Source organism: Parendozoicomonas sp. 209JJ7-1 (assembly GCF_058147085.1).
This window is the reverse complement of record NZ_JBYVJU010000016.1, coordinates 70737-94235: the sequence shown is the minus strand read 5'-3', so window position 1 is coordinate 94235 and position 23499 is coordinate 70737. Positions and strand designations below refer to the sequence as shown.

Below are 23499 nucleotides of genomic sequence, written 5' to 3'. Positions count from 1 at the left end.
AAAGTCAGGAAGGATATTCTATGAAAACACTTCGTCACTACCTGTTATTCACTTTCTGCCTGCTTGTCCAAATCACCAGTGCCAGCGATACACAGCCACTTATTTACCCACCCGCAGACCGGGACGATACCTTCGATATATATTTTGGCCGGAAAGTCCATGATCCTTACCGCTGGCTGGAAGATACCAGATCCGCCCGCTCCCAGGCCTGGCTGCAGGCCGAAGATAAGCTGACCAGAAACTATCTTGAGAAGTTGCCCAACCGGGAATATATCCACACCCGACTAACCACTCTGATGAACTATGAACGCCAGAGCATGCCGAATACCGAAGGTGACTATACCTATTTCACCCGTAACAGTGGTCTCCAGAATCAGCCGGTATTTTATCGTTATAAAAAGTCGGGCGGCCCGGAACAGGTCTTTTTTGACCCGAATACTATGGATGAGAAAGGGCGTATTTCTGTTCGTGACCTGACCTTTTCCAAAGATGGCTCTCTGGCCGCTTATCAACAGGCGATCCACGGCAGCGACAAAACAGAAATTGTGATTATTGACGCTGAAACACGGCAAAACCTGGAACCCAACCTGACCCGTATTCGTAACAGCTCCATCTCATGGGTTGGACAGACCGGGTTCTATTATTCACGCTATCCGGAAGGTATCGGGGATGATGAATCCGTCCCCCTTGAACATCATAAACTGTACTTCCATAAACTGGGCACTCCACAAAAAGACGATTCTGTTGTTTTCGAGAACTATAACGGCCAGCCCTTCCGTCACGTTACCAGCTGGATATCCGATAACGAACGTTATCTGATAATATTGGCCGCCCGTGAAACCGGTTCAAACCGCCTCTTTGTAAAAAATCTGGTCAATCCTGAGCAACCGCTGATTTCCATTTCTACCCAGGAAGGCACCAGAACAAGCGCTCTGCATGCCACGGAAAACAGTCTGTATATCAAAACCAGTCACAAGGCTCCAAACTGGCAGGTTGTTGAAATTGATCTCAGCCAGAAGAATCAGCCCTGGCGCACAATCCTCCCGGAAAATGAACATCCACTGTCGGTAATTTACAAAGCCGGTTACCTGATCGCTGATTACCTGATAGAAGGCAGCAGCCATGTGTTCCAGTATGACATGGACGGACAGCTTGTTCGTGAAATAAGCCTGCCAGGCCGGGGAGATGTTTTCATCTCCGACAACAACTCCGAAAACCCGCTGATGTATTACACGTTTTACAGCCCGGTTCACCCTGGCAATATGTACACCTTTGACCTGAACAGTGGAAAAACATCACAGGTCAGAAAATCCAGTTCTCCTTTCCAGAGCCAGGATTATGTCACCCGTTATGTTCTTTTTTCATCGTTTGATGGCACCAGAGTTCCCATCACCATTACCCACCACAAGAAGGTTAAGCTGGATGGCAAAAACCCTACTCTGCTTTATGCTTACGGAGGCTATGGCCATATCGCCAACACAAACCTGACCCCCGACAGCGCGGCCTGGATGGAAATGGGTGGTATCTATGCTGTCGCACATATTCGTGGTGGCGGAATTTCAGGTGAGAGATGGCATAAAGCTGGCCAAAAGCTCAATAAGAAAAACAGTCATAACGACTTTATTGCCGCTGGCGAATACCTGATAAAAGAAGGTTATACCTCCCATGGGCGGCTGGCTATTCACGGTTCCAGCTGCGGAGGCCGGCTGATTGGAGCCGTTATGACCCAGCGCCCCGGTCTTGCTGGCGTTGCCCTGCCTGATGTTGGCGTTATGGATATGTTACGTTTTAACAGGTTTGGCGCTGGCGGCGGCTGGGTTTCAGAGTATGGCAGCCCCCAGGAAAACAAGACGGTGTTTGACTATCTGTACAGTTATTCTCCACTGCACAATGTGCGCCCGGCCAACCAGCGAAAATCTCCTTACCCCGCTACTCTCGTGACCACCGCTGAATATGATGACCGGGTAGTGCCATCCCACTCCTATAAATTCGTTGCGGCGCTACAGGCCAGCCAGAACGGTGCCAACCCTGTTCTGCTGCATGTTACCCGTGATATTGGCCATGGCGCGGGTTTTACCCGATCGGCCTTTATTAACCAGACCACCGACATGTTCAGCTTTGCCCTGTTTCAAATGGGTGTGACTGTTCCTCCCCCATAAAGGGCCACTTATACATAAAAAGCCACAGCAATACCCGTCACCAAAGTTACCAGGCGGAAGCTTTCTTTCAACAGAACCTGCTTTCGACTCTCAAGCAGATTGTTTATAAGAGCCAGATTTACGGCAAATATAATTGCTCCCATCGAAAGAAAAATTGTGTTCATGGTATGACTGATACCCACAAAAACTGTCGTCAGCACAACCAGCAATGCAAACTGCAACAGCACATAGACTTTCATACCCAAGCTAACGGCAGGATCGTACTTAACAAAATTATCGGTGCCCGGAGAAAGTTCCTGTGTCATTGTATCATTCATAGCCACATCCCCAGGCCGGTACCCGGTATGCCGGAACCAGAGCGACAGTTTTTCCTGCCAGCAGCCTGTATTAAGGGCATCCCGAAACAAGTCAGCATAAACGACAATATTTGCCCACAACGGGTTCCAGCTACGCAGGGGTGTGACTGTGCCATAGCGTACAGGTTCGTGAACCTCATCTTCCTCTTGAAAGGTGTTAAATAACCTGTCCCAAAGGATAAAAATTCCTCCGTAATTTTTATCCAGGTACTTTTCATTTTTACCGTGGTGAACCCTGTGGTTAGACGGTGTGACAAACACCCATTCATACCAGCCCAGTTTTGGAACATGACGGGTATGTACCCAGAACTGGTAAAGCAGGTTTAACAGGCTGACGGTCGCAAAAACCTCCACGGGGAAACCGGCCACAGCCATGGGCAGATAAAATATCCAGCCCAGAAACATTCCGGTACTGGTTTGCCTGAGGGCGGTTGTCAGGTTGTACTCTTCACTCTGGTGGTGCACCACATGGGCGGCCCAGAAAATGCTGATCTCATGGCCAATACGGTGGGCCCAGTAATAGCAAAAATCCTGAGCGATAAAAGCCAAAACCCACACCCACCAGCTATCTGCGGGAAGGCTGGCTACGGACAGGTGCTCGAGTACCAGAGCGTAAAGGCCAATCTTAATTACCAGCCCGATGGTCACATTTAACATGCCACAGCTCAGGCTGTTTACAGCGTCATTAAGGCGGTAATAGTCTTTCTTGCGGAGAACCGTCACTGCCACCTCAATGGCAATCAACAGGAAAAAAAACGGAATGGCGTAGGTTATAGGGTTCACTGCACCCACCTTTATTGTTGTTATTGGTTTTGTTGTTATTGGTATTCAATTCATCGTGGCATTTGTACCACACTTGCCACGCTCCGGCCTACAAAAGGCCTCTGTGGCCTTTTGGTTTAGGCGCTGTACACTCAGACGGACAGGCTTGCAAGTTTTGTTATCACCCGTCGGTACATCAGCCATGCGCACAGGCCGGCGAGAACATTGCCAATAAGAACTCCGGAGAACAAACCCTCAATGTCCGCAAGTGTGGCTCCGAGCCAGAGACAGGGTAAAAAGAAAACAAACAGGCGCAAACCGGAAATTATCAGCGCAGTGTAAGACTGCCCCAGGGCATTTACGACAGAGACCATCAATATGCACACCCCGAGAAACCCCAAACTGAAAGGGACCAGAATCAGGTATTTAATGAACACCTCTCCTACCTGCAAGTTCTCAGTCATAAGCATGGCCAGATGTGATGAACCCAACCAGGTGATAAAAGCAACTATCAACTGAAAGCCCAAAACAAATCGGCAGGCAATTCTGACCAGATGACGAATATCCTCAATATTACCAGCCCCCAGCCGTCGGCTGACCATTGGCGGCATAGACATGGTTAATGCCAGCACAGGTACAATGGCAAAAAACTCATATCGGGAACCCAAAGCCCAGGCAGCCACAACAGCGGTACCATAACCAGCCAGAAGTTTTGTCGCCAGCATGGAAGAGATCGAGGGAAGCACCTGGCTGACCATCGCAGGTCCCATAATCCTGAAAAGCGCTCGAATACTGCGGCCCACGTCCATACCCTGCCAGTTTATACTCAGCCAGTTTTCCTTCACCACTTTTGGGGCGAGTACCAGAATACTGAAGGAAAAGGCAATAATCGTGGCAATGGCTGCGCCATTAATACCCAGATCAAGGGTGAAAATAAAAACAGGGTCAAGCGCCAGATTCAGCAGGCTTGTCACTGTCATCATAATTCCAGGAAGCAGGGTATTGCCATGGGACCGACAGATACTGTAATAGAAATAAACCACCGCTCCGGCCCAGGCGCTTATAAGCCAGTAAACCCAGTAAGTGTCTACGATGGGATAAACCGATTCGGGAGCATTCAGGAAAGACAATAAATTATAGCGCGCCAACCATATCATCAGGCATACAATACCTGTGCCCAAAGCGCCAACAGCCAGGACAAGACCACCCAGCTGTCGGGCATATTCAGTTTTCCCCGCTCCCAGGGAATGGGATATCAAAGCCGTTGTCGCAATCCCCAGGCCCACCTGAATACCGATAATGATCATTTGAACCGGCAGGGTAAAACCCTGAACAGCAAGGGGCAGAACACCAAGCTGGCCGATAAACGCGCTATCCGCCAGCTGAAAGCTCATAAGAGAGAATACCCCGAACACCATGGGCCAGGTCGCGGTAAACAACTGCTGGGGGAGCGAAGGACTGGCCTGATGTTCTGGGGGCAAATTTATCCCTTTCTATAACAAATTCTCTATAGCAGTCTTTTTAAAACAACCTTTCTATAACAACATCAGCATTATTTTAAGATGGTTAGTGTCCTGGCTATTAACATGGGCTCATCCCCCCGTTGTATCAATTCACCGCTGACACGTATTTTTACCCCTTCTTTCACCTCGGAAATATGCTCGCTCTGTTCCGGCCCAAGGTTCGGTATACTGAGCACAACCACATACTCTTTACCATTATCATTACGGAGTATCCATGATGAGCCATCCTTTCCCTCGGTATGCCTGGAAATAACTTCTCCAGTTATTGTCGTCTGTTCCTGCTCACCTGTACTTTCTGTACTACCTGTTTTTTCAGATGCGGACTGGGAACATGCCGAAATAAGAGCAAACAGTGAAAACAGGAAAGTTCTTATATATAAATTTTTAATAGATATCTGCATGGGGATTTACCTGCTGTAAGGTCACTGGAAAATATACTACACTGCCACAATAGTAAAATTTATCCCTGCTGTATCACTCCAATCACTCGCCAGCGCAACAGGAATATCAAAAATTATTTTTTCTGCAGAGACAGCAGCCAATCGGCTTTCTCACCCTTGAACATGCCATCCATCCGGGTGCCAAACATGCGGTTGCCGTAATACTGATGGAAATCCACAACAATGCGCTCAAGCTCCACCAACTGTCCACCCTGATGGCCAAAACGGGAACTCATGCCCTTAAATGCCCGCTCACAGATTACCTTGTCTTCTGCGTAAAAGGCATCAACAAAAGCCTTTTCGGAACCGCCGGACTCTTTAATTCCATAGCCGATCCCCCCACTCCTGACCACAATACCATTCGGACCTTTATCCGGAAACACAGAGAGATAGCCCATCTGCCCTTCATCAATAATGGCGACAAAGGTTGGCGGCAATGACAGCAACAGGTAACGCCCCCTGATGGCCGGACTGGGTTTACCGTACCAGCTGTCCATCATTTTGTAGAAGAACCCCTCGGTCTTTCCCCCCTGCCCGTTTTCTCCTCCGGTCAGAGACCAGTTCCCGTAACCTTCCAGGTAATAGACGTTTCTGGTTGGGTTAATGGTTTCCAGGGTCTCCTTATGCACCTTGAACAGGTGATAACTCTCCATGGCATTTTCCAGAGCCAGTTTCCAGTTGGTCTGCCAGTACTCCGGAGGCGTGCTGTAACCACTGTCGAAGTGTTTCATCTGGTAGGGCAACAGATATTTCTCCACTTCTGCCAAACGCTGGTTAAGGGGTTCGGCCTTACCATCAATATTTACGAAAATAAGCCCGTGCCAGATTTCCACGGCAAAACGGGGCAGACAGTGGGCAGCCTTATCGATTTTCACGCCACCGGTAATAGGCGCTCCTTTTAACAGGCCTTCAAGGGTATAGTTCCAGGCATGGTAGGGGCAGATCAACCGTTTGGCATTACCAAAACCCTCATCGGCCAGAGGCGTACCGCGATGACTGCAGACATTGGACATAGCCCGAATATTGTTATCTTCTCCCCGAATGACAACAACAGCTTCGCCAGCAATATCAAGGGCGAGCATATCACCGGGATTGGGAAGGTCGTATTGGTTACAGACAAAAATCCAGTCACTGTGGAAAACCCGGGAGCGTTCCTGCTCATAGACATCACCATCTGTATAAGCAGCGAAAGGCAGTGCCCTGGCCTCACCCGCAACCCCTGCCGCATATTCTTTGATTTCGTCAAGAAGATTCACTGCTCTTCCCTCCATATTCCCATAACTTCTGTCTTGATATTCTTATATTTTACGTGTTTTTTCAGCTTACTCTTACCTATCTCAAGCTTCTGTTTAATACAAGACTACTGACCCATATAAGACTGGAAGAAAGCTGGGCGGATATGGTCGACTTGCCGATACGTATCCAGAGAGGCTGGGAGTGCCCCCGGCACCCTGTTTGGCGATGTTGAAGAAGATTTGACGGATTAAAGAATGCTATCTCCGATACTGCTGACTGAAAAGTTGACAGTATCGGAGTCCACCATCATCAAATAAGGCATTCAGCGGCATCCGCAGTGATCTGATATAAGCGTGATGAGCGTTAGCAGCCAAAGGCCCTGCAATATCAATCTATCGACAACTGGAAAGTGGTGCAAGCTTAACGTCCACAGGTTCAAAACCAAATTTATCCATTTGCATCTTTCCTGTACCAGTGGTCTTTGAATAATTTAATATGACATTTGTAGCTATGTTTCCTCGTTGAAAAAGTGCAACCAGGGTTTTCTCTCCAACAGCCATAAAATTACAGGAAATTTCATCACCTGAAGAACATTTACCAGAAAAAAACAACAAAGATTCAGCATTAAAATCACCGAGTTCGTATATTTTTAAATATCCACCAATATTGGAGTCATCTTCAGGAAGTACAATTTTCACATACCCTAATGGTAAATTAATTGAGCCAGGACTCGTAAAACTCAAACACGTAAAAACCGGCTTAAGCTCATGGGCTATGCCATTGTTTACAAAAACCAACAAAGACAAAGACAAAATGGAGATGAACTTTTTTGCACTCAACAACATGGAAAACCACCCAACAATAATTTATTAAACGAAAAATAAATAAAAAGCGAGGTGACAGGTTAGCTCACAAACCAAACGACTGCTGACAACAAAAATCTATCATGCATTAATCGTATATGGCTTTTATTTTCCAATAGACACAAAAAACTGGAAAATAACTCCGGTAAATAACAGACAAGAAGAATTTGTCCCTGAAAAATACAGATCAATAACACGCTTGCAGGGAAGAAAATAAAAGGCAATAAAAAAGGGTACTGCTGCTCCCTTTTTTACTGCCCGATAGCCTGGCCAGCAGTGAAGGGGTAGAACCACAGAGCCACACCTTCCTTTTCCTGGATATTGAAGTGGTACTTGCAGCGATCGTCGCTACGGAAGGCTGGATATTCTTGATCAGGAATAATTGGAGAACATTGCCTCCCAAAATATTCTGGCAAGTAAACCTTCCAATAACAGGTAATCGACTATGCTAGCCCGAAAGCGAATGAGGACATGCGCCCATGTTTATCCCTGTTCCTTCCAGGTGGGTATCTGCTATCCGTCGTATGGCAACAACATCCGGCTTGCTTGCAGCCCTGCTCTCCCCTTCTATCAGCCAGGGTGTTTATCTCTATGCCTTCGCCAGTTATATCTCATCCGATAATACGGTCACAGAAGATGGATGTCTGAATTTCGCCTACAGCATGGATGGTTTTTCCTGGAAGCAACTCACCTCCGGCAGTAACCATGGCTGCTTTATGACGCCCTGGGTCAATAACAGGAGTGATATGTTTCAGCTATTCCTGATGAGGGACAACAATAATGTTTTTCGTCTGGTCTGGTCCCAGGCCACACGGGGGCTCGGTATGGCCAGTTCCACCGATCTGGTTCACTGGAGCGACCAGACTTACATAGACCCAATGGCGGATTTCACCCAAAAGCCCGTATATGCCGCCATGAGTCCGGGCATGATCAGCGCCCCCGGGCAGGATGTTATTTTCTGGATGTCATCGGTTGATAACGGAAAAAGAGATCATGGCATCGTCGTGCTTGATAACGAAGCTTATTATGTCGACACTCAGGACTTCAAGACCTTGTCCCCCCCCCAGGCTGTAGAGATTCCCCACACGTGCATAGATGGCAAGATTGTTCAGGCGCAGGGGCAATATGTCTTTATTTGTGAACATGGCGACGATTCAGGGCAGGAGTATCTTCAGGCGCTCTATGGCAGCAGAATGACTGGCCCGTTCTATCACTCTTTACAGCCTTTTAAGGTCAGCAAATACCGGTTCAGTGATATGATGCCTGTGCCATTCAGCAAGTCGTGGCGCATTTATTATATGGATGCTAAAACGGACGACAGCCCTAATTTCTGGAGCCTTGTTGAAACCACCGACTTTAATATCTGGAACCCGGTCTCCACCCCCGTCACCTTCTTGTTGAAGCAGCCTGACACTATTCCAGGAGCCGGTTCAGTGATTACTATTTCAAAACAGGAATTCAAGAGGCTACAACGAGCCAGCCTTTATTAGTATCAGGCTGAAAAAATCCCCGCACAGGGCGGGGATTTTTAAAAGTCAGTGGACTCTTACGCCTGGGAAGGCAGCATGTCAGCGTCGTTTTCTGACTCTTCACTCTTCTCGATCATCCTGCGGATCACAACAGAGGAAACAAGAGCAACACCCACCATAACCACAGCAGCCATACTCAGCATCGCGAAGTAGTCACCGTACATGTTCTGAACGATGTCCCGGGTCACTTCCTGTCCCTTTTCCAGAGCGATGGAGGTGGAGAATACCGCACCTACAATACCACTCAGGGCCATGGCTACAGAGAACAGACTTACGGAGAAGTTCTCAATATGCCTGGGAGTTACGGACAGGATAAAGGCAACAACCAGACTGCCCACAATAACTTCACCAAATGCCAGGAAACCGTGGATAGCAAGGAACACATTCGGGCTGATAACCACGTCTTCACCCACGCCTTTCACAGCCATGGTCAGGATACCGAAAGCAATGGCAGCCAGAACAAAGGAGAAGCTGATCTTGGTAGCGGTGGAGAAGTTAATGTTGCGCTTCTCCAGAAAAGAAAACAGGCCTGCGATCACCGGACCGGCAACGATACACCACAGCGGGTTCAAAGCCATGGACGCTTCAGGTGCCAGGGGAATGAAGCCCAGCAGGTCACCACGCATGGTGTTGATGGTTACCATGGTCATGGAGGTCATCATCTGGCCATAGTACACAAAGAAAGCCGTAGTCAGCACCATCATAATCAGAATGGTACCCATCTTCAGGGCGTCAGACTTACCGGCCTTCATCATCAGAGAGATAAAGTACAGGATCGCGGCAGCGCCAATGGCGTAAACAATGTTCTGGCCAATATCCATATTGGAGAACATGAAGAATACCAGACCAATCATGGCAGCAGAGATCAGCAGGAACATAACTTTGTTCCTGACGCTGACCGGAGCCAGGTCCATATCGGCACCAACGTCTATCAGGGGCTTATGGAAAATAACCAGAATGGCAAACGCCAGGGCAGCCAGACCAGCGGAGAGAGCAAAGCCACCGTTAAAGCCAATAACCATAACCAGCAGCGGGAACAGATACTGACCCAGCAGCGCCCCCACGTTGTTTACGGAGTAGTTGATGGGATAGCAGTTCTCAAAATCTTCTTCAGATTTGAAGGTCCGCTTGTAGAGACTCGGGTAGGAGGGAGACATCAGACCACGGGCGTAACTGGCCAGGGCGATACCACACAGGCTCATAGGTACGTTAGCAGCGGAGGCCCCCAGAACCAGCAGTGCATAACCGATAGCAAACGCGAGATAAGACAGGGTCAGGGAACGCTTGGCACCGAGGAACTTGTCAGCAATAAATCCACCGGCAATGGCGAAAAGAGGACCAATAGAAGAAAACGCGCCAACAACCATCATGGTATCGGCTTCATTGTATTGGAGATCTTCCAGGAAGAAACGGGTCAGAATGACCATTACGCCATAAAAGGATAAGCCAAACAGCATCTGGCAAACCATCATGGATTTATTCAGTCTATTCCACATAAATATTCTCTTTCTTGATGAAAAGGCAAACGAAATCCTTTTCTGAAGCGCTATTACGACAGAACCGGTCATCGTCAAGCTGGAAACTTAAACAGGTTGGATAACGAAATACTCAGCTATCCGTACAACAGCTCTATTGACCTGAGACAAATAAAAGACAGGGGATATTTCCGAAAAAGGAGGTCTTTCCTGAATTTTTTCCTAAACAGGATTTTCCCTTTTTCCTACCATTTTTTTCATCTGAATAAATAAAATCTGCGGAAAATATAAACACTCAAAAGCGAAATAGCAGCGTAAACAACTACCGATATTTATGTGTTGTTCTGTCATTGACCGGTAAAAAGTCTTTAAAAGATTTGTTGTAACTGACGCTTTCTTCAGAAACAGACGAATCTATAAGGATAAACCGAAGATCAAAATAAAAATATCACACGAATGGCAACCAATCATCTACTTTAATTGGAAGATTAATAGGATAACGCAATGTAAACGGCTCTCCATATGGCTCTCCATATTGTTACTACCGGATCTTTCCAATGAGATTATTTACCAAAATTCCGGGAACAATGCTTCCCCTGCTTCTTTTATTCCCACAGTCGTCAACCTGGGCTCAGGATATTGTCTATGCCAAATTTGATAAAATGAACTACTCAATTGCTGAAGGAGTAGATATTAACGAATACAAAGGCTGGTACTACAAAGTTAACTATGTCTGCGTATTCGCGGATGGAACACCATGCCATAGCGGACTGGATGGCTTATTTATCGTCCCTTGTATAAAAGGCCCCAAAAAGTGCATTATTGGCGCAAGCACCAGTGGCTGGAGTGGTAACGATAGAGAAATACAAGACATCGGCATCACTCACGACTATCTGCCAGTATCCATACCGGCATCGCTACCGGAGAGTTGTCGAAATAAAGTGCCTTTCAAAAACATGATCGTGAACGTATATGGGACGGTTGTGCTGAAGGGTCATGGCCACCCCCCTGAAATTCAAGAAATGAGGTGCAAATTTGAGAATCTCTGATCCATTCCCACTTTCAGAACTATTAATCGAACTGGCGCAAGGTCAGTCCGCATTTTTTAAAAGTGCTTAAAACTCCGTCAAGCCTTCGTCCACAGGGAAGCGGACTTTCGGCGCTTTATTCAGAGTATTGAAATCCTCTTCTGAACGATAACCGATAGCAGCGGTGACCACTGGTGCCAATCCTTTCTCCTCCAGCCCCAGAATCTCATCCATCTTCTATTCTTCAAAACCGTCTATCGGGCAAAAATTCACCCCACCCGGTTGGCAGGAGAGCATAAACTGGCCTTTTAAAAAGACTTTCCACTAAACAACTTCCTCAGTTTGTGCATTAATTACGGTGTCTGCAATCCTGCTGATACACATCAAGACCCACGCCCGCCGTCGTCCCACAGGCTCCCCAGGATGATCCAACTATATTATTTTCACCAATGGTAAAATCCTGGTGTGGCGTACCGCCACATGCAGCCCAGATCGAAACCTTTGTACCCTCCGGCAGGATGTAGGACAAAGGGATTCCACTGGTTGTTCTTGCCTCCATAGAGCGCCCATCCGAGCACCTTATAGTTATACCCGTCACAAACCATCCTCCAGAGGAAACAACTACCAGACGCCCTTGTACATCCATTACATTATCCTTCATACGCCAGTACGGATCCCAGCAGGGAGGAGTGTCATCACCTGCCAGAGCTGCCCAGGCAGTCAGGATAAATACAACTCCCGATAAAAAGACAAACAGTTTTTGGAAAGTATTCATGGGCAATATGGCCACATATTCATGCACCACTTCGTGGTGGGAAGCCCGCTTACTGTCGGCCCTGGGTTACTGACCATCGTAGCTTCCGGCCATTCCAGTGTCGCCACAACACCATTCGGGGGCATAAAAAAAGAGCAGTGAGGCTTATTTCCTGCCTCAAACCAGACATTCACGAAAATACCTTCGGTGATATTTACAGAACACGTACGATCCGAGCAGCTATAGGTTTGTCCGTCCGGGCACTGCACGGTTATGCCTGCGTTATAACCCGTTTGTATATGCAAAAAATTTAATGGGTACCGGGCAGAAGATATGCCTGGAGGCGGCTGCCAGTTAGCATTCCAGCAGGGCAGATCAGCCCACGCCAGGCCTGCGCTGTTTAAAGCAAAGTATATTAAAAGACTTCTGACTTTTAACGGCACCATGACAAGTGCTTTCACATGGGGACAGGATGCAGAAGAGTATAGACAACACTGCCTGGCTACAAAAAAATGTGCCCCAATAAAAACAGGTTTCCGTTTTACCGGAAACCGGCTGTTTGATCAGGTCGGGATTATTTCCGACAGGATTTTCATTTATCACACGTTAAATTTTATCTGACAATAACCTGCCTTCCAGGTGCCACCAGGCAGATTTCACGGTGTTCTTCATCAACATGGTAATGGTCATGGGGCCAACACCGCCGGGGACGGGCGTAATTTTACCAGCAATCTTGCAGGCGGCTTCATAATCCACGTCACCGCTGAGAATGGCCTTGCCTGTCTCTTTGTTTTCGCCAACACGGTTAACACCCACATCAATAACTGTAGCGCCGGGCTTGATCCATTCAGGCTTCACTAAACCAGGAACGCCTGCGGCAACAATCAGGATATCCGCACGCTGGCAGTGGGACGCCAGGTCCCGGGTACGAGTATGAACCATGGTTACGGTGCTGTTAGCGCCCGGACCTTTCTGACCCATCATCACAGAAATAGGTTTACCTACAATATTGGAGCGCCCAACAACCACAACTTCCGCGCCAGAAGTTTCAGTACCGGAACGAACAATCATCTCCTGAATACCGGCGGGGGTACAGGGCAGGTAACGTACCTGATCACCACCAATCACCATCTTGCCCAGGTTTACGGGGTGGAAGCCGTCCACGTCCTTGTCCGGGTTAATGGCATTGATGACCGCGTCTTCGTTGATGTGCCTGGGCAGGGGCAGCTGTACCAGGATACCGTGGATGTCCGGGGCCTGGTTGTACTTCCTGATCAGAGCCAGCAGGTCTTCTTCAGAGATTGTTTCCGGCTGGTTGTCCTGAACCTCGTGGAATCCGAGGGACAGCGCGGTCTTAACCTTCAGGGTGACATAACTGACAGAAGCGGGATTCTCACCCACCAGAATGGTCACCAGACCGGGACACTTGCCGTACTTCTCCTTCATTTCAATAACTTCACGCTCCAGATCAGCAAGGATATCCTTGCGCATCTGGGTGCCACTGATGATCTCTGCTGTCATTCACTCCACTCCTGGTCAAGCTTGTCTGGCAAAACATATGCAATTATGCCTGTATCTATCCTCCTTCAGGCAAAACTGCAAAAATCTGACGCCAGTTTGCCACGCCCGCTCCACATGTACAGAGCTTATACTCAGTTATCACCTTTATTTCCCGCAACGCCCCTCGCTGTGAACATGGCCTGGCCGCTGTTCAAATCAACCAAAAACCTCCCATACTCCTGTACGGTCTGTGATATTCGCTGTTATGTTTTTTTAGAGTTCATCCCGACTATATTCTCCTGAAATGTATCCATCTGTATAATTAAAATTCAATTCGTGCAGTGCCTTTATACCAAAATCCAGGTTTGTCTGGCCTAGACTACGGATTTTCAGAATGCTAACAGGTCTAATGGCTTTAGGAATCTCCGCTATATAAGTATCCTCTAATTTCAAATCAACCATCCGACGCTCATTAGTTAAAAATATTTTAGGATACACATGTGCATATACTCTGTGTGGCATCAAGAAGATCTTGTGAATGCTCTTATTAACTATTCTTCTGCTTTTAGAATCATATTCAAAGTAATCATAATATCCATATAAACCATCAGGAGTATTCAGAAGACTTATTGATGATGTCAATTTATAGGTAACACCTGACGGCACGCATACTGGGTGTCGATTCTCCGGAAGAATCCTGCAACTTTCTCAGGCATAGCCTGCAGGCTTTTCATGCGAGATCGGATGTAAGCTACGAAGTTATCCTTTGTCTTCAGGGCAACTTTGCCCAAACCGTCTTTGAGAAAGTTCCAAACCTGCTCGTCTGGATTGAGCTCTGGTGAATAGCTGGGCAGCAGATGTAGACCGAGCAGCCTGGGTTCGGATTCCACATACTCTTTCAAAAGCTTTGAGCGATGAGCCGGGTGGCCATCGGTAATAATGATGATGGGTTTTGGGCAAGTGCGCACCAATGATTTCAAATAGGCGATAAAGGCTTCTTTGTTCATGCTCCCAGAAAACGTTTTATACCGTAGCAGCCCCTCAGAACTCACAACTGAGATCAAATTCAAACGGTGTCTTGAGCCTGTTGTTTTCACAATGGGTGTAAGCCCTGCAGGACTCCATGTGCGGCCCCGGTGGTGCTCCGACTTGGCTGTTGACTCATCAAGAAAAAAGATTATGGCATCTTCCTTGTCGGCTTGCCGCAGGATGGCAGGGTAACGGTCGGTCAGCCATTCTGTTTTTTTTTGGGGTCTTGTTGCCAGGCTCCCCAACGAGGTTTCTGTGGGGTGAAGCCAAGTTTGTGCAGGATTTTGCCAACAGAGCCAGGCATATAGGAAGCCTTAAACAGTTCTTTAATCAGCTGGGCAATAATGGTGCGAGTCCAGAGAGCCGTTTGATAGCCATAATCCTCAGGAGTTTTGGTTCGCAAAATCAGACTGAGTTGTTCTTTTTGCTCTTTTGAGAGTTTAGATTTCTGACCTCGACCATGACCGGGTTTGGTTTTCAGAGCATCAAAACCACCCTCGTTGTAGCGACCGATCCATTGGTAGACGATCTTTCTGGAAGTTCCATACTTCGCGGCTACCTTGGTGACGGACAAGCCATCAAGCCACTCCTGTATGGCCTCAAAGCGAATTTGTTCACGTACTTCGTGGGAGATTTTGCGACCGTCTACTCTGCTCATTAGCACCTCTGATTCAGCAGAGGTAGGATACCATACGTCGACCGTCACCTATAAATGGTGTGCATCAATACCATGTTATTATCCCGGCCTGATGATTCCGGATTAAGATAAAAATAGAGTGCAGTCAGGTTTTTATATTTTTTTGGTGAAGAAAATCTTATCTTAACAATATTTCCTGTACGCGGATCTGTATAAAACCATGTAATATCAAACATGGAAGAAAAACTTTCATTATCTACATAATCAGGTTTATTTCCATCATTATAAAAAGACTTCGCCAACGTCATCATAGGAAACAAAAGAAAAAAACAGAGTAAGGCAATGTATTTTTTCATTTCAATTAACTCTCTTAAACTTTTAATGAGTTAATTAAAATAAAAAAATGGAGCTAGATATATCTATAACAATTCTGTTAGAAAACAGAACAAGTAAATCCAGGTAACGCCTGCGACACTGATCTGAGGCAGTAACTATTGCCTTTGCCGGAGCCGGTTTTTCTGCTCCCCAGCCTTTTCCGAATGCTGGCGCTGGTTTTCCTCTGCCTCCGGTAACAATCCATGTCAAAACCCTGCCAAATGGCGCAGGACTACCTCTACCCAATATACCCAATATACCCAATAGGCTTCTATCTCCATAAAGCCAAAAACGACATTGGTTTCTCTGTGGCACACAATGGAACTCTGGCTCAATGGAACTCTGGCTCAATGGAACTCTGGCTGGCACCGGCAATGGGTTTATCGGCGTTTCAGCCACAGGTGATTTAGCGGCAGGAAAAGGATATGGCAGAGCATAAGGATATTTGCGTAACCTGCCTGAACGGATATCAGGCAGGGGTGTGAGGGCCAGGCTGTATCAACCTCCTGTTACAGGTGGGAAAAACGCCACTTCATCACCGTCACAGATGGTGGCCGCATCCTTACTCATGGTCTGGTTCACTGCCACCAGGGTTTTACGATCCTGGAGAATGTTTTTCCAGGTATCCCCACGGCTACCCAGTTCACTTTTGAGTTCTGCGATAGTTGAAGCTTCTGAAACCAGCTCCAGGTGATCACACCCCAGACGATCCCGGTAACTGGCAAAAAACAGTATTTTAATCATCTCGTTTTTGTTTCTCCGTTTACGCGTTCACAAGCACTCATTCTTTGGCAAGATAGTGACCGCTCTTGCCACCACACTTTTCCAGTACCCGCAGACCATCTATCTGCATAGCTTTATCCACCGCCTTGCACATATCAAAAACGGTAAGGGCAGCCACTGAAGCTGCAGTCAGCGCTTCCATTTCTACGCCAGTCTTACCGCTCAGACGACAGCAGGACTCTATCCGGATACGGCTCTGTTCCGGGTACAGTTCAAATTCCACGCCGATAAAATTGAGCATCAACGGATGACACAGGGGAATAAGGTTTCCGCACTGCTTGGCCGCCTGAATACCCGCGATTCTGGCGACGGAAAGCACATCCCCCTTCTTCAGACCGTTCTCCTGCACCAATCGCAGGGTTTCCGGAGCCATGGAGATATAAGCCTCGGCCCGGGCTTCACGACGGGAATCCTGCTTATCACCTACGTCCACCATTTTCGCTTCGCCACCTTCGGCGGTATGGGTCAGATGGGCCATGTTATGCGCTCTGTCCGGTTTTCAGCTGCTCAACAAAGTTGCAGGGGCGATGGCGACTGTCCAGCTGTTCACGAATCACCTGTTCCCAGGCTGTTTTGCAGCCATTGTTGGAGCCGGGCATCACAAATACGATGGTTCCGTTTGCCAGGCCAGCTACTGCACGGGACTGAATAGTTGAAGTGCCAATCTGTTCATAGGACACCTGCCGGAACAGTTCGCCGTAACCATGAACCACCTTGTCAAACAGGGGCAGAACCGCTTCCGGTGTACTGTCACGACCGGTAAATCCCGTACCACCTGTAACCAGTACCGCCTGAATATCGTCGGAGGCAATCCACCGGGAGAGCACCGCCCGGATCTGATAAACATCATCAATAACAATCTCTTTATCACCCACCTTATGGCCTGCTGTCTTTACAGCATCCACCAGCAAATGGCCGGAAGTATCGGTTTCTTCTGTGCGGGTATCCGATACTGTCAGCACAGCAATAGCCAAGGGAATAAACTCAGAAATATTTTTATGTGTCATTAATCACTTCACCGTTTAGCTGATTTCGTGCGAAAGGATATTTGCTGGGCAGTCTGCCAGAATATACCGAAAATAACAGTGACGGAGACCAGGCTTCTGCATTGTGTGCAGCAGGAAGATGGTGACAGATCTGATACCAGAACTGCCTGAACAATTCTGAAACCTATAGGGATAAATTCTCTATCTGCCCCTCGAACACCTCATCAACAAATGCTTCGAGGCTGGTTAAGCCGCTGTCTGAATCATTTTCACGAATAAACCTGTCTATACGCTCTCGCTCCTGATCAGGCAGGGAAAAAGTTTTCATCTTCCCCCCAAGAGAGCGGTAACTGGCTTCCCTGGCAGGAATCAGAATGTCGCTGACAATACGCTGTTTATGTTCTGTGCTGTAGCCTCTCATCTCAATTGTTTTTATATAAGGAAACAAAGCCTTAATTTTTCGGCTGGTCAGCGATATATCCTTCAGTGCAGTGGCCCCCGTCAGGATTATTGTTCCCGGAAGAGGAACAGTCGCCTTAAGGTAGGGGTTGTAATATTGGCGCTGGTTCGGGTGAAGAATATCGAGAATAAAACTCAGGGTCTCATCGGAACGTCGACTTGGGCACTGTACCAGAAGATCAAAGTCATTGATTAACAATATCTGCTCACTGTCAGTAAAATCCCGGGGAGTCAGGGTAGTGGTGACCAGGGTTTCATAAAGCCGGCCGGGTTTTGAACCGAAGTTTTCAAACTGGATACCAACAGTGTCGTTAATACTGGCGCCATTTAAGGTAAATACAGCAACCTTTTTCCCCAGTGCCTTCCCAAACTGCCGGACAGCATACTGCACACCGCTACCTCCTTCTCCCAGCAGATAAATCGGATACCCCGGCCGGGGTTTCGGCTGCATCTTCTGGCGAAGCCTTTCTTTTATTACCAGCAGTGTCAGCTTTTCGGGAATGGGTTCGGGAAAAAACCGGAACATTTGGCTGATAACAGATTTATCCAGATTTTCTTTCTGCCTGCCAATATCCACAGGAAAACGCATGGCCTTACCAAGGAACCTTTCCAACCGGTAAAGCCCTTCGCCCCCTGAGTTCTGCCAGTAGGAATAAAACAGACGCTCTTCTATATACTGCCGGGTAGACGCTTCCAGTATGTGTTTTTTGCTGCCATACAGGGAAATCAAACGGGCTTCCGGCAGTATCGGAGGCAAAGCCGCATAATAAATCTGCATGCCTAACATATAAAGAGGATTGGCCAGTAGCGCGGCTGGAATAATGCCCGCCAGGCTAACAGCGCCACGAAATGCCAGGCTGCTTTCCGAATAATGCTTCCAGAGTGTCGGAGTAAACCATGCGGCGATTAAAACCGGGCCGGCAAATGACAGGCCATATTTCACAATAACATTTCGGGAGAACTCCCTGAAAATCCGTTTTAACTCCTTATCAGTGGCTCTTCGGGCAATATCTGTTTTCTCTATTATGCTGGCATTCTGGAAATCCTGATCATTTTCCAGATTATCCAATCGGTCAAAGAAGCGACTGTTGGCCATATATTCCCGCAGATAGCCAATCTGGTATTTATCCAGGCCAAGGCCGCCCGTATCAGCAAGGGAGGGCTTTAACTCACTGATAAATAAGAGAAAGGCAAGAAAAACCGGCCTGTAAAAGCGGCTGATTTCAACCATAAATGTTCCACATCATGGATAACAGACAGTAAATATAGATAGAAACTCTTATTGCGTGCTTATCTTTTGAAAACGCATGTAACCGGACTATTGTGGCTGATATTTGAAGGGTCTGCTTCCAGCTGGGAAGATTTAGATGATTTTTAGCTGATATCAAACGTCATATGACGTAAATAAGAAAAAGCGCATTTATAAAAAACATGAAAGCGCAAAGGGAGCGACATAAATCACTACCAACAACAAATATCGGAATAGTAAATGCTGACTTCTAATAACAGTTTTTAATAACTGTCCTTAACAACAATCTCTAACAATAATCTCTAACAACAGCCTCTAACAACAGCCTCCAGCTGCATGGATGGGCTATGAATACAAACATTGAAATCCATAACCAGGTTATAGAAAGCAACCAGGCAGTGTTGTCCAGTGGTTTTCTGGAAAAATTCCCTTCCTGGCTTACCGGCTTTTCAGTGGGCGTATTGGCAATACTGTATACCCTATACCCTGCTTTATTGCAGGGCCTAACAGAACTCTCCATGGAGAAACTCAATCAACCTGGCCGCCTCCGGACTGGCCAGGGAATAGTAAATGGTCTGGGAATCCCTCCGGGTTTTTACCAGACCATCCTGCCTTAGCTTCGCCAGATGCTGGGACAGCGCTGACTGGCTGAGATCAAAACGTTCATTCAGCGCAGTCACCGACATTTCCCCCTTGCCCAGGTGGCAAAGGATCAGCAGACGGTTCTCGTTGCTGATCATCTTCAGCAAAGGCACCACGTTGCGGGCTTTCTCCCGCATGGTTTTAATATCAATATCGACCTGTTCAGTCATTTTCTCTCAACTGGTAATAGACGCACCGGTACACCTGTCAGCAGTGTGCTGAACTGTTGGGACTTTGGCAATAATTACCAATGTTCCATCTTCTCACTTATTCAGGAAATTCTACCTTGAACATTAGAGTTTACTAATGTAGCATCACATTATATTAGATAATTCTAATGAAACTATGTTGACAGCTATCACCAAAAACCTCCTCAGGTTCAGCCTGAATCATCCCGGCAAAGTGTATACATCCATCCTGCTGATGGTATTTGCCTGCACCGCGATGATTCCGTTCCTGCACATAGATACTGATCCGGAAAATATGCTCGGGACAGACGACTCTGACCGGATTTTCCACAACAGGGTTAAAGACCAGTTCACCATGTATGACATGATTGTCGTCGGTATGGTGAACACCTCACCAAAAGGTATTTACAACCCAGGCTCCCTGAAAAACCTGCAGACACTTTCAGAAAACATCCTCGCCATAGACGGTGTAAAAAGCCATGAGCTTATGGCACTGAATACTGTAGATAATATTTTTCAAGAGGGTGAAGGCAGTATTCGCTTTGAATGGCTCATGCGGGAATCACCCGCAACCCAACAAATGTCTGATGCTTTAAAACAATCGGTTGAACGCCTGCCCCTGCTGGCCAATACCCTTGTGTCCAGTGACAACAAAGCCGCAGCCATTTACGTACCGGTTGATTCCAAAAACCAGAGTTACGCTATTGCCGAAGAGATCCGTAAACAGATTGCCAGCCTGAACAGTCCCCATAACACAGATAAATTTTATATTACCGGCCTGCCAATTGCAGAAGACCAGTTTGGCACAGAGATGTTTGTGCAGATGGGCATTGCCGCCCCCCTGGCGGGCTTGGCGATTTTCCTGCTGATGTGGTTCTTCTTCCGCAGTGTTTCATTGGTGACCGGACCGATGATTGTGGCCATGGCAACGGTGCTGATTACCATGGGACTGCTGATAGGCATGGGCTTTACCGTACATATCATGTCATCGATGATTGCCATCTTCCTGATGCCCATTGCAGTGGTGGACTCCACCCATATTCTCTCGGAGTTTGCCGATCGTTTTCACCCTGGGGACGATCCCAAAGTGGTTATCCGCAAAGTCATCGGGCACCTGTTTACTCCGATGCTTTATACCTCAATTACGTCCGCAGTGGGCTTTCTTTCCCTGATGCTGACACCTATTCCTCCAGTGCGAGTTTTCGGAGCATTTATCGGCTTTGGTATCTTCCTGGCCTTTATTCTGACCATTGTTTTTATTCCTGCGTATATCTCCCGGATGAAGCCGGAAGCCCTGGCCTCCATGCAGAATACGGTTCACCGGCTGGAAAATGGCGGTCGTCTGGGTCGCTGGCTACCTGCTCTTGGTCGTTTTACCACCCGCAATAAAAGCTTTGTGTTAATCACATTTACAGTGCTGTTTGCTGTCAGCGCTGTGGGTATCAGCAAAATCCAGATTAACGATAACCCGGTGAACTGGTTTAAAGCCGATCATGAAATACGTGTCGCTGATCGGGTACTTAACAGTCATTTCGCGGGGACTTATGATGCCTGGCTGGTACTGGAAAGTTCACCCAGTTCTCTGCAGAGCAATTTTACAGAACAGGCGCAGGCCATTATTACTCTCGCCAGAGAGCAAGGTTCCCGGATAAAACTCCCTGACTTATCCACAGACAATGGTTTCACAAGTTACTTAGCAGAACTTTCCATAAACCTTGATGACCGCCTGTTTGAAGCCAGCGAGCAGGATATTCCATGGCTTGAACAGCTACTCACTCTCACGGAAAGAATCCAGGAACAAACACGCACCTTCCAGAATCCTGAAACCCTGCATTGGATATCCGATCTGCAGTATGCTCTGCTGAATAGCGGGCTGGCGGGCAAGGTTAATGCTTTGCCCGACGTAGTACGTACCGTAAACCGCGAGCTGCACAGCGGTGAAGAGCAGGATTTTCAACTGCCTGGTACCCCAAAAGGCGTAGCCCAGGCTCTGCTGCAGTACCAGTCTTCACACCGCCCCCAGGATCTCTGGCATTTCGTCACCCCGGATTACCAGAGCAGCCTGGTCTGGCTGCAACTGACCAGCGGCGACAATCAACATATGTCCGAGGTCGTGCAGTTTGTGGATAACCATATTGCCGATCACCCGTTACCAGAGGGCATCAGCCATAACTGGGCCGGCAAAGCCTACCTCAATGTGGTGTGGCAGGACGCAATGGTCAGCGGAATGGCAGACAGCCTGTTGTCCTCCTTTGCCATAGTGTTCGTCATGATGGTGCTGCTGTTTCGCTCACTGAAGTACGGCCTGCTGGCCATGCTGCCACTGACGTTCACCATCACCTTTATCTACGGCCTGATTGGCTGGATTGGCAAAGATTACGATATGCCCATCGCGGTGCTGTCCGCCCTGACCCTTGGGTTGTCCGTGGATTTTGCCATTCACTTTCTGCAGAGGTTCAGAGAGCTGCGTAAAACCCTTTCGGTTCCGGAAGCCATTCGCAACATGTTTATGGAACCCGGACGGGCCATTACCCGTAATGCCATTGTAATTGCCATTGGCTTTACCCCTCTGCTATTCGCGCCCCTGGTGCCCTATATAACCGTGGGCGTATTCCTTGCGAGCATTATGGCGGCGTCAGCGCTTGTCACCCTGATGCTGTTACCCGCTCTTTTAAACAGCCGAATAAGCGGACAGGTATAAGGAGATGAAAACTATGAAAGTCAAACTCTTGAAACTATTCGCCCCACTTATTCTTGTGGTCGTAACAGCCTTCAATACCCATGCTGCCGACCTTACCGATGCCCGGGAAATTGTGCGCCGTGCCAATCTCGCCTCTTATTATGCAGGCAGTGATGGCCGGGCAGAAGCCCGTATGAGGATCACCGATGCTCAGGGACGCAAGCAGTTACGGCAGTTCACTATTCTGCGGAAAAACCGTGAAACAGGTGATGTTCAGGACTTTATGGTGTTTTTCAGCCGTCCCAGCGATGTGCGTAATACTGTATTTCGGGTGGTTCGCAATCCAGGTGGCGATGATGATCGCTGGCTCTATCTTCCCGGGCTTGATCTGGTCAAACGTATCTCCGCCGGGGATAAGCGCACTTCCTTTGTTGGTTCCGACTTCTTTTATGAAGATATATCCGGACGAAATATTACGGACGACACCCATCAGCTTATTCAAACAACGAACGCATTTTATGTATTGGAAAGCACACCGGTTAATAAACGTTCTGCTGAGTTCAACAGCTACACAAGCTGGATTGATAAGAAAACCCTGCTGCCCATGAGAGTGGAGTACACCAGCAATAACGGAAAGGTGTACCGCCGCATGGAAGTGCTGAAAACAGCAACAGTACAAGGGCATCCAACAGTTACTCAGGCCCGTATCAGCGACCTTGAACGGAACAGTTCAACACTGCTTCAGATGCGCGGAATCCGCTATGACATAGATCTTCCTGACTCTGTTTTCAGTGAGCGCAGCCTGCGTACACCACCACGCCAATACTTAAAATAACGTGGCAAACA

General features: G+C 47.7%; 24 protein-coding genes. 6 read left to right on the top strand and 18 right to left on the bottom strand.

Annotated features, from left to right (window positions below; translation table 11 throughout):
- The first annotated feature begins 20 nt into the window (after positions 1 to 20).
- Positions 21 to 2159: a prolyl oligopeptidase family serine peptidase gene (locus tag ACY2RQ_RS15795; RefSeq protein ID WP_490113954.1), complete on the top strand. Its 2139-nt coding sequence runs from the start codon at positions 21 to 23 to the stop codon at positions 2157 to 2159.
- Between the two features lie 8 nt (positions 2160 to 2167).
- On the opposite strand, the gene ACY2RQ_RS15790 is transcribed toward ACY2RQ_RS15795, so the two are convergent.
- The 5 genes from ACY2RQ_RS15790 to ACY2RQ_RS15770 all read right to left on the bottom strand — a co-directional run bounded on the left by ACY2RQ_RS15790 (position 2168) and on the right by ACY2RQ_RS15770 (position 7315).
- Positions 2168 to 3298: a sterol desaturase family protein gene (locus ACY2RQ_RS15790; RefSeq protein ID WP_490113953.1), complete on the bottom strand. Its 1131-nt coding sequence runs from the start codon at positions 3296 to 3298 to the stop codon at positions 2168 to 2170.
- A 131-nt stretch (positions 3299 to 3429) separates the two neighbouring features.
- Positions 3430 to 4758: an MATE family efflux transporter gene (locus tag ACY2RQ_RS15785; RefSeq protein ID WP_490113952.1), complete on the bottom strand. Its 1329-nt coding sequence runs from the start codon at positions 4756 to 4758 to the stop codon at positions 3430 to 3432.
- Positions 4759 to 4829: 71 nt separating this feature from the next.
- A complete protein-coding gene (locus tag ACY2RQ_RS15780; RefSeq protein ID WP_490113951.1) occupies positions 4830 to 5201 on the bottom strand; it encodes a hypothetical protein in 372 nt (123 codons plus the stop codon).
- Between the two features lie 113 nt (positions 5202 to 5314).
- Positions 5315 to 6511, bottom strand: coding sequence for an aromatic ring-hydroxylating oxygenase subunit alpha (locus ACY2RQ_RS15775; RefSeq protein ID WP_490113950.1), 1197 nt, complete (start codon positions 6509 to 6511; stop codon positions 5315 to 5317).
- 357 nt (positions 6512 to 6868) lie between these two features.
- The gene (locus ACY2RQ_RS15770; protein WP_490113949.1) at positions 6869 to 7315 is read right to left on the bottom strand and encodes a hypothetical protein; all 447 of its coding nucleotides are present in this window, start codon (positions 7313 to 7315) and stop codon (positions 6869 to 6871) included.
- 503 nt (positions 7316 to 7818) lie between these two features.
- Here ACY2RQ_RS15770 and ACY2RQ_RS15765 point away from each other — a divergent pair.
- Positions 7819 to 8829 (top strand): glycoside hydrolase family protein, encoded by a 1011-nt coding sequence (locus tag ACY2RQ_RS15765; protein WP_490113948.1) that lies wholly within the window; start codon positions 7819 to 7821, stop codon positions 8827 to 8829.
- 56 nt (positions 8830 to 8885) lie between these two features.
- Here the strand turns inward: ACY2RQ_RS15765 and ACY2RQ_RS15760 are convergent, their stop codons facing one another.
- Entirely contained in the window at positions 8886 to 10364 is a 1479-nt protein-coding gene (locus tag ACY2RQ_RS15760) for a peptide MFS transporter (protein WP_490113947.1), read from the bottom strand.
- Between the two features lie 536 nt (positions 10365 to 10900).
- On the opposite strand from ACY2RQ_RS15760, the gene ACY2RQ_RS15755 reads away from it, so the two are divergent.
- Positions 10901 to 11392 (top strand): hypothetical protein, encoded by a 492-nt coding sequence (locus tag ACY2RQ_RS15755; protein WP_490113946.1) that lies wholly within the window; start codon positions 10901 to 10903, stop codon positions 11390 to 11392.
- Positions 11393 to 11458: 66 nt separating this feature from the next.
- Here ACY2RQ_RS15755 and ACY2RQ_RS15750 read toward each other — a convergent pair whose 3' ends face one another.
- From ACY2RQ_RS15750 to ACY2RQ_RS15720, 7 genes are all read right to left on the bottom strand, one after another.
- Positions 11459 to 11605, bottom strand: coding sequence for a hypothetical protein (locus ACY2RQ_RS15750; RefSeq protein WP_490113945.1), 147 nt, complete (start codon positions 11603 to 11605; stop codon positions 11459 to 11461).
- A gap of 115 nt (positions 11606 to 11720) precedes the next feature.
- Positions 11721 to 12146, bottom strand: a complete 426-nt coding sequence (locus tag ACY2RQ_RS15745) for a hypothetical protein (RefSeq protein WP_490113944.1) — start codon at positions 12144 to 12146, stop codon at positions 11721 to 11723.
- A gap of 585 nt (positions 12147 to 12731) precedes the next feature.
- Positions 12732 to 13646, bottom strand: coding sequence for a bifunctional methylenetetrahydrofolate dehydrogenase/methenyltetrahydrofolate cyclohydrolase FolD (gene folD / locus ACY2RQ_RS15740; RefSeq protein WP_490113943.1), 915 nt, complete (start codon positions 13644 to 13646; stop codon positions 12732 to 12734).
- A gap of 252 nt (positions 13647 to 13898) precedes the next feature.
- Positions 13899 to 14267: a hypothetical protein gene (locus ACY2RQ_RS15735; protein ID WP_490113942.1), complete on the bottom strand. Its 369-nt coding sequence runs from the start codon at positions 14265 to 14267 to the stop codon at positions 13899 to 13901.
- The gene (locus ACY2RQ_RS15730; RefSeq protein ID WP_490113941.1) at positions 14264 to 14899 is read right to left on the bottom strand and encodes an IS630 family transposase; all 636 of its coding nucleotides are present in this window, start codon (positions 14897 to 14899) and stop codon (positions 14264 to 14266) included. The genes ACY2RQ_RS15735 and ACY2RQ_RS15730 overlap by 4 nt, the downstream gene beginning before the upstream one ends.
- A complete protein-coding gene (locus tag ACY2RQ_RS15725; protein WP_490113940.1) occupies positions 14854 to 15312 on the bottom strand; it encodes a helix-turn-helix domain-containing protein in 459 nt (152 codons plus the stop codon). Before ACY2RQ_RS15725 ends, ACY2RQ_RS15730 begins: the two co-directional genes overlap by 46 nt.
- A 44-nt stretch (positions 15313 to 15356) precedes the next feature.
- Positions 15357 to 15647: a hypothetical protein gene (locus ACY2RQ_RS15720; protein WP_490113939.1), complete on the bottom strand. Its 291-nt coding sequence runs from the start codon at positions 15645 to 15647 to the stop codon at positions 15357 to 15359.
- A 222-nt stretch (positions 15648 to 15869) separates the two neighbouring features.
- Between ACY2RQ_RS15720 and ACY2RQ_RS15715 the strand changes: the two genes are divergently transcribed.
- On the top strand, positions 15870 to 16076 hold the full coding sequence (locus ACY2RQ_RS15715) for a hypothetical protein (RefSeq protein ID WP_490113938.1): 207 nt from the start codon (positions 15870 to 15872) through the stop codon (positions 16074 to 16076).
- A gap of 88 nt (positions 16077 to 16164) precedes the next feature.
- Here the strand turns inward: ACY2RQ_RS15715 and moaD are convergent, their stop codons facing one another.
- The 5 genes from moaD to ACY2RQ_RS15690 form a co-directional block, all read right to left on the bottom strand.
- A complete protein-coding gene (moaD, locus tag ACY2RQ_RS15710) occupies positions 16165 to 16410 on the bottom strand; it encodes a molybdopterin converting factor subunit 1 (protein ID WP_490113937.1) in 246 nt (81 codons plus the stop codon).
- A 37-nt stretch (positions 16411 to 16447) separates the two neighbouring features.
- A complete protein-coding gene (moaC, locus tag ACY2RQ_RS15705) occupies positions 16448 to 16927 on the bottom strand; it encodes a cyclic pyranopterin monophosphate synthase MoaC (protein WP_490113936.1) in 480 nt (159 codons plus the stop codon).
- 1 nt (position 16928) lies between these two features.
- A complete protein-coding gene (gene moaB, locus ACY2RQ_RS15700) occupies positions 16929 to 17456 on the bottom strand; it encodes a molybdenum cofactor biosynthesis protein B (protein ID WP_490113935.1) in 528 nt (175 codons plus the stop codon).
- A 163-nt stretch (positions 17457 to 17619) separates the two neighbouring features.
- Complete coding sequence (locus ACY2RQ_RS15695; protein WP_490113934.1) at positions 17620 to 19125, bottom strand: hypothetical protein; 1506 nt, start codon at positions 19123 to 19125, stop codon at positions 17620 to 17622.
- Positions 19126 to 19646: 521 nt separating this feature from the next.
- Positions 19647 to 19955 (bottom strand): ArsR/SmtB family transcription factor, encoded by a 309-nt coding sequence (locus tag ACY2RQ_RS15690; RefSeq protein WP_490113933.1) that lies wholly within the window; start codon positions 19953 to 19955, stop codon positions 19647 to 19649.
- Positions 19956 to 20130: 175 nt separating this feature from the next.
- Here ACY2RQ_RS15690 and ACY2RQ_RS15685 point away from each other — a divergent pair, with 175 nt between their 5' ends.
- On the top strand, positions 20131 to 22674 hold the full coding sequence (locus ACY2RQ_RS15685; protein ID WP_490113932.1) for an efflux RND transporter permease subunit: 2544 nt from the start codon (positions 20131 to 20133) through the stop codon (positions 22672 to 22674).
- Positions 22675 to 22687: 13 nt separating this feature from the next.
- On the top strand, positions 22688 to 23488 hold the full coding sequence (locus tag ACY2RQ_RS15680; protein WP_490113931.1) for an outer membrane lipoprotein-sorting protein: 801 nt from the start codon (positions 22688 to 22690) through the stop codon (positions 23486 to 23488).
- Positions 23489 to 23499 lie beyond the last annotated feature (11 nt).

Coding starts and splice junctions, on each gene's coding strand:
- ACY2RQ_RS15795 (WP_490113954.1), top strand. CDS start 21: ATGAAAACACTTCGTCACTACCTGTTATTCACTTTCTGCCTGCTTGTC.
- ACY2RQ_RS15780 (WP_490113951.1), bottom strand. CDS start 5,201: ATGCAGATATCTATTAAAAATTTATATATAAGAACTTTCCTGTTTTCA.
- ACY2RQ_RS15775 (WP_490113950.1), bottom strand. CDS start 6,511: ATGGAGGGAAGAGCAGTGAATCTTCTTGACGAAATCAAAGAATATGCG.
- ACY2RQ_RS15765 (WP_490113948.1), top strand. CDS start 7,819: ATGTTTATCCCTGTTCCTTCCAGGTGGGTATCTGCTATCCGTCGTATG.
- ACY2RQ_RS15760 (WP_490113947.1), bottom strand. CDS start 10,364: ATGTGGAATAGACTGAATAAATCCATGATGGTTTGCCAGATGCTGTTT.
- ACY2RQ_RS15755 (WP_490113946.1), top strand. CDS start 10,901: ATGAGATTATTTACCAAAATTCCGGGAACAATGCTTCCCCTGCTTCTT.
- ACY2RQ_RS15750 (WP_490113945.1), bottom strand. CDS start 11,605: ATGGATGAGATTCTGGGGCTGGAGGAGAAAGGATTGGCACCAGTGGTC.
- ACY2RQ_RS15745 (WP_490113944.1), bottom strand. CDS start 12,146: ATGAATACTTTCCAAAAACTGTTTGTCTTTTTATCGGGAGTTGTATTT.
- folD (WP_490113943.1), bottom strand. CDS start 13,646: ATGACAGCAGAGATCATCAGTGGCACCCAGATGCGCAAGGATATCCTT.
- ACY2RQ_RS15725 (WP_490113940.1), bottom strand. CDS start 15,312: ATGAGCAGAGTAGACGGTCGCAAAATCTCCCACGAAGTACGTGAACAA.
- ACY2RQ_RS15720 (WP_490113939.1), bottom strand. CDS start 15,647: ATGAAAAAATACATTGCCTTACTCTGTTTTTTTCTTTTGTTTCCTATG.
- ACY2RQ_RS15715 (WP_490113938.1), top strand. CDS start 15,870: ATGTCAAAACCCTGCCAAATGGCGCAGGACTACCTCTACCCAATATAC.
- moaD (WP_490113937.1), bottom strand. CDS start 16,410: ATGATTAAAATACTGTTTTTTGCCAGTTACCGGGATCGTCTGGGGTGT.
- moaC (WP_490113936.1), bottom strand. CDS start 16,927: ATGGCCCATCTGACCCATACCGCCGAAGGTGGCGAAGCGAAAATGGTG.
- moaB (WP_490113935.1), bottom strand. CDS start 17,456: ATGACACATAAAAATATTTCTGAGTTTATTCCCTTGGCTATTGCTGTG.
- ACY2RQ_RS15695 (WP_490113934.1), bottom strand. CDS start 19,125: ATGGTTGAAATCAGCCGCTTTTACAGGCCGGTTTTTCTTGCCTTTCTC.
- ACY2RQ_RS15690 (WP_490113933.1), bottom strand. CDS start 19,955: ATGACTGAACAGGTCGATATTGATATTAAAACCATGCGGGAGAAAGCC.
- ACY2RQ_RS15685 (WP_490113932.1), top strand. CDS start 20,131: ATGTTGACAGCTATCACCAAAAACCTCCTCAGGTTCAGCCTGAATCAT.
- ACY2RQ_RS15680 (WP_490113931.1), top strand. CDS start 22,688: ATGAAAGTCAAACTCTTGAAACTATTCGCCCCACTTATTCTTGTGGTC.